The organism is Psychrobacter sp. M9-54-1 (assembly GCF_016613355.1).
Classification (GTDB): Bacteria; Pseudomonadota; Gammaproteobacteria; order Pseudomonadales; family Moraxellaceae; genus Psychrobacter; species Psychrobacter faecalis.
This window is the reverse complement of sequence record NZ_JADGFW010000034.1, coordinates 34,774-44,046: the sequence shown is the minus strand read 5'-3', so window position 1 is coordinate 44,046 and position 9,273 is coordinate 34,774. Positions and strand designations below refer to the sequence as shown.

The 9,273-nt window shown below is 42.2% G+C and carries 7 protein-coding genes; all 7 read right to left on the bottom strand.

What is annotated here, in order from left to right:
• Nucleotides 1-78: 78 nt before the first annotated feature.
• Complete coding sequence (locus IQ457_RS11880; RefSeq protein WP_200663496.1) at nucleotides 79-684, bottom strand: DUF1287 domain-containing protein; 606 nt, start codon at nucleotides 682-684, stop codon at nucleotides 79-81.
• A 103-nt stretch (nucleotides 685-787) separates the two neighbouring features.
• Nucleotides 788-1,432, bottom strand: coding sequence for an HD domain-containing protein (locus IQ457_RS11875; protein ID WP_200663494.1), 645 nt, complete (start codon nucleotides 1,430-1,432; stop codon nucleotides 788-790).
• A gap of 238 nt (nucleotides 1,433-1,670) precedes the next feature.
• A complete protein-coding gene (locus IQ457_RS11870; RefSeq protein WP_068407760.1) occupies nucleotides 1,671-2,246 on the bottom strand; it encodes an isochorismatase family protein in 576 nt (191 codons plus the stop codon).
• A 242-nt stretch (nucleotides 2,247-2,488) separates the two neighbouring features.
• The gene (locus IQ457_RS11865; RefSeq protein WP_200663492.1) at nucleotides 2,489-4,192 is read right to left on the bottom strand and encodes a rhomboid family intramembrane serine protease; all 1,704 of its coding nucleotides are present in this window, start codon (nucleotides 4,190-4,192) and stop codon (nucleotides 2,489-2,491) included.
• A 49-nt stretch (nucleotides 4,193-4,241) separates the two neighbouring features.
• Complete coding sequence (locus IQ457_RS11860; protein ID WP_200663491.1) at nucleotides 4,242-5,147, bottom strand: hypothetical protein; 906 nt, start codon at nucleotides 5,145-5,147, stop codon at nucleotides 4,242-4,244.
• A 206-nt stretch (nucleotides 5,148-5,353) separates the two neighbouring features.
• Nucleotides 5,354-6,526, bottom strand: coding sequence for an acetyl-CoA C-acyltransferase FadA (fadA, locus tag IQ457_RS11855; protein ID WP_200663489.1), 1,173 nt, complete (start codon nucleotides 6,524-6,526; stop codon nucleotides 5,354-5,356).
• 144 nt (nucleotides 6,527-6,670) lie between these two features.
• Entirely contained in the window at nucleotides 6,671-8,830 is a 2,160-nt protein-coding gene (gene fadB / locus IQ457_RS11850; RefSeq protein ID WP_200663487.1) for a fatty acid oxidation complex subunit alpha FadB, read from the bottom strand.
• Nucleotides 8,831-9,273 lie beyond the last annotated feature (443 nt).

Sequence of the window (9,273 nt, the reverse complement as noted above, 5' to 3'; positions counted from 1 at the left end):
TTCATTGCAAGATGAATTGAGGACACGCCCTAGTTAAGCCACTCAGCTTAGCTGGGTTTTTTATTAGGCGTATTCAACCTAATACCGAAAATGCTTGTGAATAGGATACGCAAATAAGATGTTTTCTTCTTGCGTTCCGCGTCCGATATTATGAATAATCAACGGCGAGCCATCAGCGGCGACTTTATTAGAAACGATGCCCATATGCGGTAAATTGCCGTTCGGCAGCCGCCACGTCACTATATCATCGGCTTGAAAGCTAGATTTATCAGTGGTAGATAATGTTTGACCATGACGGGCAAAAAACACCTCAAGATTTGGCACACGGCGGTGATCGATATTTTTATCGGTTGATTTTAGTCCCCACGTCTTTGGATAGGCCGACCAATTGGACTTCATATCGTGATTGACCAATTGCTGTAAATCGATATTTTGCAGGCGGTAAGCCCGTACGACAACATCGGTACAAACGCCGGTTTCTATCGGTACATCGCCACGCGGAAAATCCAGCTGACGATAGGTAGGGTCATAGCTGGTGGTCACACCTATCTGTTTTTTGGCATCATAGGCCAATTTATCGCCATTACCAACAGACTCGGTCGCCTGCGCCAATTGCGCTAAACTTAGTAGGCCAATAAAAACCAGTGATTTCGCGAATGTTTTATAAGTACCAGCTATTTTCATGTGACCGTCTCTTTGCGTGATTGCCCCCAATATAAAGGCTTTAGTGCAGGAAGATAATGAGTAATTTGTAAACAGCTGACAGACAAAAAAACCTTTTAACCCCTTATCTATCAATCAGCCAGCCTTGCTCGGTCGCATACTCAACCTGTTCCAATAGCCATTGATGAATACTCGGAAAGCTGTCTTTAATAAACCCTAGGACGCCAGTCACTTGCGAACGTGTCACCTCATGATCACTCCATGTTTTCCCGCCAGTATTTAAATTTAACAAAAATGGCAAAATTCGATCAACCACTCTTAACAGCTCAGCCTCTTTGCTCCTGCCCGTTTCTTGCGCTTCCCAAATCTCACTTAAGTTTTTGATACCATTGCCGCGCTCGGCTTGCAATCGAGCGATGCCCTCGCGCTCTCCAGCGTGAGCGTCAGCTCTACTATTGGCAAATAAAAATGTATCACCGGCATCAACTTCACCCAAGTCATGTATTAATGCCATCTTCAGCAATTTTTCATGATTAACATCAATCTCAAACTGTTCAGCAATTGACCAACAAGCCATCGCCAAATGCCAAGAGTGCTCGGCAGAATTCTCCAACCGATTTGTTTTCGTCACATAACTGCGCCGATTGACCCGTTTTAGCGCATCCAACTCTAATAAAAAATGCGTTACATCGTCAATATCAATATTTGCAGCAGTCGCAGGGTCGGTCAACGGTGTATGGTTGACACTATTAGAATAGGATGACGTCATGATTCTCTCTAAATAACTGATAAATTTGAGCGCTGTCTTTATACGCAAGGGCAGATATTATAGTAAATATTTAAGCACCGCGGCATTTATAGCGGTTATAAAAACCGTGAACAACCTGCATCGATATAATTTTTCGATAAAAAATAGCGCCGATAGTATTGGCGCTATTTTATTTTTAAGAATTATTAAGAAACTATTTTTAATAATTAAATTTGCTTAAGCATGAGGCTTAATTAGGCTACTTAATCAAATTGCTAATAGTTTTAAACGCTGGGTCTTTACTGCTGCGGCATAATTCAAACAAAATGGACTCTACCGTGCTAATCACACCACCAGCGCGGCGAATACGGCGAATCGCTTGCTTCTTATCATAAGGAAAGCGTGAGCCGACCGCATCACCAATGATAACGGGCTGCATGCCATTATCGAGTAAATCAAGCGCCGTTTGCATCACGCAGACATGCGCCTCTACCCCAAATAATAAAACGATACTACGATTTTGCTGGGCCAAATAATGCCACGAATCATCGTTATCGCAGGCGCTAAACGTCACTTTCTCAAAACTTTTGGCATTGTCACCTTCTAGTATATCGCGTATTTCAGGCAACGTATCGCCAAGTCCTTTTTTATACTGCTCATTGAGCATGATAGGAATATCGAGCGCTTGCAAACCCTTAATCAGAGTGACTGTTTTTTTAATGATACTTTCGTGGTCATAGATGTGTGGCGTCAAGCGTTCTTGGATATCGATAATCATCGCTTGGGTATTTTCGCGGGCGATACGATAAGTGCGATCGGTAATCATGGTAGACATAGTACACTCCTTGTACGACTGACCTTATTATTAAAGGCTATGTTAGATTTATCATGGGTGTTTTCGTTATTCTTCTTATTCTTATTTAGTCATAGTTTGCTAAGCGGGTCAATGAAGATAAATCTTATTAACAATTATGAACAGGATACTATGCTTGATTCATACTATTTAGCTAGGGCGTATCCTTAATCTGAGCATGAAACTTTAAATGGGTTAGTCTTTTAATGATAAGCAGCCCACTACTATAGATTGTGGCGTCTAGCATTACGTAATAAAGACTGTTTTTGAGTCATGACCATGACCACACCGAAAACAATACCAAAACACAAGGTTAAAAGATAATACACCATATAAATGAGCGTGTTTATAAATGCAAAAAACATGCTGTTTAAAGTAATGATTAATATCGCAGCGATAGTACCGCCGAATAGCTCTCGATATTTTTTATTAAAAACCTTAAAGGCCACCAACGGTATCGCGATACCAAACAAGCCAAATGTAGCACCCCAGACACCTGCCATGTCCATATCAAAATATAGTTCCCCTAAAACATTAGCGAAAATACCACATATAAAAAAGGCCATCGAAAAACGTAAAGAACCCAATACTTTTTCCAAAATATAACCTGTCGCAAAAAGCATCCCCAGACTCATTACTAAATGCATAATTCCTACATGTACGAAAAGCGATGTCACTACCCGCCAATACTTACCAGCTTGCAGCGCGTCCATCGTGAGCCCACCTACACTATTTACCTGTCTAGATAAAGGGTCAATGATATCCATACCCATGAATACGGTCAGTATAAATGTACCTATACAGGTCAGTATTAACACCAAGGTCGCAGGTCGCTCTTTATTACTTCTAAACCAAACTACTAGGCTTTTTGATACATCACTTACTGGTGCTCGTTTTTTTACAGGCTTTTGTTTTTGTATATGTTTTTGTGTACCTTTCTTTTCTTGACTGTCAAACTCTGCTGCGAGAACGAGCAACAAGCACAGCACCATACCAATAAAAAATGAACCAAACCCCCAAACAAAATTACGATCTAAGTTATCAGCAAGTAATCCGGTTTCTGGCTTCAATATTAAGGGTGGCAAACTAGACTGCCTATTAGCTGTAGAAATCGTATGTAAGTAACCACTTCTCTGATTTGATGATTTAAGTTTCTCAAAGTAGCTGATAGTAGAGAAGTCTTTGGCTTCGTACTTATGGCGCGAATCGTTAATAAACGCTGAGTATTGACTGTCTTTAATACTTTGGTCTGCACGATTATCGTATTTCGTGTGGTAGCTAGTACCTAGCCAAATATTATCAGCGGCGGTAAATGGCGTGGCAATGTAATAATCAATATGCAGTTTTGAGTCAAAATATCGTCCACTGACTACTTGTGTTTCTATATAAGAAACGCTCTCTAATTTGAGTGGCTCAAAATTATCCACTCTGAAGTACTTTTGTTTTGGATAGTAACGAATATCACTCAGGCTATCTACTTCAATGACCTCGTAAGCTGCTTTGGACAAATAGTTTTGGCTGAGAACGAGCGGTATCACTAATGCTAAAACCATCGTTATAAAAAAGTAGCCTGAACTACTACGCTTAACCCACTTTAAGGTCAAAAGCTCGTACCTCGGCCACATCCAAATACTAACGACTGAAACAGATAAAAGGAGCGGAATACCAAAATCCCAGTAGTCTTCCTTTAAAGGTAGAACATCTAGATAAATATCAAGCAACCAACGTAAAGCCCCAAAAAGCAAAATGGTCAGGATACTAAGACCTAAATATGGCAAGAATACTTGCTTTAGTTTTAGCTTGATCGAGTCTTTAGCACTTAGGCTTTGTGTTCGCTTTTGCTTGGCGCTTTTGCTTACTCTCTTTTTGTTTCTGCTTCTGTTTTTATCCTTATACCTGTACTGGCTTTGCTTGTTATTATCTCGCATGTACCATTACCACTTGTTTAGATTAAATAACACCCTAAATAGGCGATGCTCAATATGATTTTTTCTTCATATTTTTTAAGAACGTTTTATCAACTTCAGCCCGTAAAATCATTGCCAAGCAAATAGCCATACCAATTATCAAAAATCTAATAGCTTTTATCAGCTCTTTAGTAGCAGCCTCTGAGAGTGTGCCAGCTCTAGCAACCAATATTAAAGGCTCACATTCAACTTGTTGACACGTTGACTTGATAGCTTGTAAGTAACTAGCTTGAAGGTCTGAGTTTTTTAATTTTTCAAAATAATCAATTGATGATAAGTCCGAATTTATGTATTCAGGAATTTTGGAGTTGATAAAAGCATTGATTTGCTGATGCTGGTCTTGTTCTGGAAGATTGTTGTCAATATCTGTTGTGAATCGTTCTCCCAGCCAAATATTTTCACTAGCTAAAAAAGGTAGTGCTATATATAAATATACTCTTAAGATAGTCTTAGACTTGCTAGGTACTCTCGTATCTATACTAAACTTAACTTCTTGCTTACTAACAGGAAAGGTAGTTATCTGAAAATAAGTTTGTTTTGGATAGCGTCGAACCTTCTCGACATGGCTCACTTCGATCGTATCGTAAGACACTTTAGATAAATAGGCTTGACTCGTAACTATTGTAGGAAATAAAGACAGTATCATCATAAAATAAAATACATTTGAGCTCTTCTCTTCAAATAATTTAAAACGCAATAGCTTTATTTTGGGTCTCATGTAGGCAAAGACGATAGCGCTGCTTAGTATTAGCGCAATTATTCCGTCCCAGAAAGTGTCCTTTAATGGCCAAATATTTAGGTGAATGTCTAACATCCAGCGTATTACACAATAAAGCAAGATAGTTGACAGACTTGACCATAAAAAAGGGAAGAAGACTAGCTTAAGCTTTATGCTAGTGAGCGCTTTATTCAACATAATTTAATACCATCCATCTAACCCTTCTTAATCTCATTGCCAAGAACACCTTTTTGCCGTTAGCACTTACTACTGGTAAGGTTTTATTCTTTATAAGCACAAAAAAAATGCCCCTAACATAGCGTTAGAGGCACCCATTATACAAGACGAAGGTCAAACTAATAAACAAATATCAGCTTTATTGATAACTAGACATTAGGTGAAAATTAAACACGCTCAATCACAGTCGCGATACCTTGACCTAGGCCGATACACATAGTGGCAAGACCGATTTCAGTATCCATTTGCTCCATGGCGTTTAGCAAAGTAACTGTGATACGCGCGCCTGAACAACCGAGTGGATGACCTAGGGCAATTGCGCCACCATTGACGTTGATGATGTCTTGCTTGTCGGTCAAGTTCAAGGCTTTAAGTACCGATAGTGCTTGAGCTGCAAACGCTTCGTTAAGCTCGATGGTTTGCATATCATCGATGCTCATGCCAGCGCGTTTTAGGGCTTTTTGGGTCGCAGGAACTGGACCATAACCCATTATAGCCGCATCACAACCAGCAACTGCCATGCTGCGAATACGCGCACGTGGTTTTAGACCCAAATCTTTGGCTTTTTGCGCGCTCATGACCAGCATCGCTGACGCACCGTCAGATAGAGCTGATGAAGTTGCCGCAGTGACCGTACCGCCTTTTGGATCAAAGGCTGGACGTAGCTTTTGCATTTGCTCCATCGTCGCATCTGGGCGAATCACTTCGTCAACAGTACATAGTTGCAAACGACCGGCGGCATCATGACCTTCGATACCGATGATTTCATTGTCAAAACGACCTTCTGTGGTGGCAGCCCATGCACGGCGATGCGACTCAAGACCAAAGGCGTCTTGCTCTTCACGAGTGACGTTATTCATACGGCCCAGCATTTCAGCGGTCAAGCCCATCATGTTTGACGCTTTTGCATAGTGCTTTGAAGCTTCAGGGTTTAAGTCAACGCCATGCATCATACCAACGTGACCCATATGCTCAACACCACCGATGATGAAAACCTCACCTTGGTTGGTCATAATTTGCGCCGCAGCTGTATGAAGCGCCTGCATAGATGAGCCGCATAGACGGTTCACCGTTTGGCCGCCCGCAGTCTTTGGAATATCAGCTAGCAAGCCGATATTACGACCGATGTTTAAACCTTGCTCTAAAGTCTGGTTCACACAGCCCCAGATGATGTCTTCAACATCACGTGGGTTAAAGTCGTTACGCTCAACTAAGGCACGGACCAATTCAGCAGAAATGCTATCAGCGCGAACGTGGCGGAACATACCGTTTTTAGATTTACCCATTGCTGAGCGTACGCCATCTACGATGACCACGTCTTTTGGACTTAAAGTTGTCATACTATCTTCCTTTTCAATTTTTATTGTCAGTGGCAATACCATAATGCTCGTCATATTTGATGTAAAAGATTATTGATAATAAATAAACCATCAATAACCTTATCAAGCATGGGTACAGCACTTCATCCTAGTAATGACCGACCATTACGCAGTGGCGTAAAAAGTCTCGCCTGCGGCTGCCATATCGCGAATCTTCTGCGGCGCTTCATAGGCTTTGCCAAGGTGCGCATATTTTTCGCATAGCGCCAAATAGTTATCTAGACCCATTTGGTCGATATAACGGCAAGGGCCACCACGGAACGGCGGGAAACCAACGCCCATAATCATCGCCATATCGGCTTCAGATGGTGTGCTGACGATGTTGTCTTCTAGGCAACGTACGGTTTCATTACAGAACGCCAGCATAGTGCGGTCGATGATGGTTTGATCATCGAAGGTTTGCTTATCGCTATCCGTTGTGGTTTTTAGTAGCTCATAAGTCGCTTCATCCGCCACTTTCTTTGGCTTACCGCGTTTGTCAGTCTCATACTTATAGAAACCAACGCCGTTTTTCTGACCTAAACGATTGTTTTCATATAAATGCTCAATCGCGCCTTTATAATCAGGCTTCATGCGGTCAGGGAAACCTTCTGCCATCACTTCTGCGCCGTGTACGCCCGTATCTAAACCAACCACGTCGATTAGATAAGCAGGACCCATTGGCCAGCCGAATTTTTCCATGACTTTATCGACATGAGCAAAATCCGCACCTTGCTTAAGCAGCAAGTCAAAAGCACCAAAGTATGGAAACAACACACGGTTGACCAAGAAACCTGGGCAGTCGTTCACGACAACAGGCACTTTACCCATTTTAGACGCTAATGCAACGGTGGTTGCAATCGCTTCTTCTGATGATTTCTCACCGCGGATCACTTCAACGAGTGGCATACGGTGTACTGGGTTAAAGAAATGCATGCCGACGAAGTTCTCCGGACGCGCAAGTGCTTCTGCTAAATAAGTAATAGAAATCGTCGAGGTGTTTGACGCTAGGATACAATCGTCTTTTACCAGACCTTCAACTTCTTTAAGTACCGCACGCTTGACGTTTGGATTTTCTACGACTGCTTCGATAACGATATCAGTCTCTGCAAAATCACCATAATTCAAAGTCGGACGGATACGGCTTAGCGTTTCGCCCATTTTTGCTGGGGTCATTTTGCCACGTTCGACCATTTTGCCAAGTAGCTTGCTGGCTTCGCCCATACCAAGGTCTAATTGCTCAGACTTGATATCTTTCATGATGATTGGCAAGCCCTTGCTGGCTGCCTGATACGCGATACCGCCGCCCATGATACCTGCGCCTAGTACGGCCGCTTCAGTAATTTCATGTGCTTTTTTGCTGTGCTGCTTGGCAAGTTTTTTCACCAATTGATCGTTTAAGAACAGACCGACCAAGCTTTCTGCTTGTGGAGTTTTCGCCGCTTTGGCAAAACCAGTGGCTTCGACTTCGATTGCTTTATCACGTGGCAAATTGACGTGCTTCTCAATCGTTTCGATAGCGATTGCTGGCGCTGGGTACTGCTTAGGATTGGCTTTGGCAAAGATCATACCTTTGGCACTGTTAAACGCCATCGCTTGCTCAAGCTGGTTTAGCTTTACAGGATTCAGCTTCTCTTCACGCTTCGCTTGCCAATCAAGCTCACCTGAGATACATTTTTTGACTAGGTCAATGGCGGCATCTTGCAAGTCATCGGCAGGAACAGTCGCATCGACTAGGCCTAATTTTAGCGCATCAAGTGGTTTTTTTGGCGTACCAGTGGCGATCAATTCAAGCGCATTGTCGATACCAATCACACGCGTACTACGCACCGTACCACCAAAACCTGGGAAGATACCCAATTGGGTTTCTGGTAGACCGATAATGGCTTTGTCGCTCATGACACGGTATTCACAAACCAAGGTCATCTCACAACCACCGCCAAGCGCTGCGCCATTGATGGCCGCTACTTTTGGAAATGGCAGGTCTTCAAAGCGGTTGAAAGCGTCATTGATATTAACGACCCAATCTTTGATTTCGTTTTCTGGATTCTTAAATGAACCGACGAATTCTGTGATGTCCGCCCCAGCGATAAATACGCCTTTGCTTGAGGTGACGATTAAGCCTTTCACGTCATCCGCTTTTTCTAGCGCTGTCACAACTTCAGCAAATTGCTTATTGGTTTCAGCATCAAACTTGTTCACGCTCTCATTTTCGGCGTTGTATTGCATGTTGGCGATGCCATCCTCTAGCATTGTCACCGTAATGCGATTTCCTTGGTATACCATTTGAAACTCCTTGCTATATAACGAAAGCTACGTTTTAAAATTAAAAGCTTTAAAATTAAAGGTCATAGTCAGTTATTGTTAGTAAAACGAGTAATAACACTGCCAACATACTGCTTTAAAAGTCAGTATATGAGCAGTGCAGATGTCTTTATTATCCAGCGCTCATGTTTGTATTCATTTTTTACAAAGCTATCAGGTAATAGCAAATATGAATACGGCGCTTCATTTATATACGTTTGTTACCGGTACTGATGTTATAAACACTGACTGAACATTGAGATGATGAGTCACTTAAATCAGGCTAAAAACCTATGTGCTAAGTGCCAGACCATTTTCACGCCAATTAGTGTAGGGGATTATGCCCCCGACTGTCACAAGCTAATACCATACTCGCAAGTCACTCTTAAGTCGACACCAACCCTTTACCTTGCGGCCAAGGTGCT

Coding starts and splice junctions, on each gene's coding strand:
- IQ457_RS11880 (WP_200663496.1), bottom strand. CDS start 684: ATGAAAATAGCTGGTACTTATAAAACATTCGCGAAATCACTGGTTTTT.
- IQ457_RS11875 (WP_200663494.1), bottom strand. CDS start 1,432: ATGACGTCATCCTATTCTAATAGTGTCAACCATACACCGTTGACCGAC.
- IQ457_RS11870 (WP_068407760.1), bottom strand. CDS start 2,246: ATGTCTACCATGATTACCGATCGCACTTATCGTATCGCCCGCGAAAAT.
- IQ457_RS11865 (WP_200663492.1), bottom strand. CDS start 4,192: ATGCGAGATAATAACAAGCAAAGCCAGTACAGGTATAAGGATAAAAAC.
- IQ457_RS11860 (WP_200663491.1), bottom strand. CDS start 5,147: ATGTTGAATAAAGCGCTCACTAGCATAAAGCTTAAGCTAGTCTTCTTC.
- fadA (WP_200663489.1), bottom strand. CDS start 6,526: ATGACAACTTTAAGTCCAAAAGACGTGGTCATCGTAGATGGCGTACGC.
- fadB (WP_200663487.1), bottom strand. CDS start 8,830: ATGGTATACCAAGGAAATCGCATTACGGTGACAATGCTAGAGGATGGC.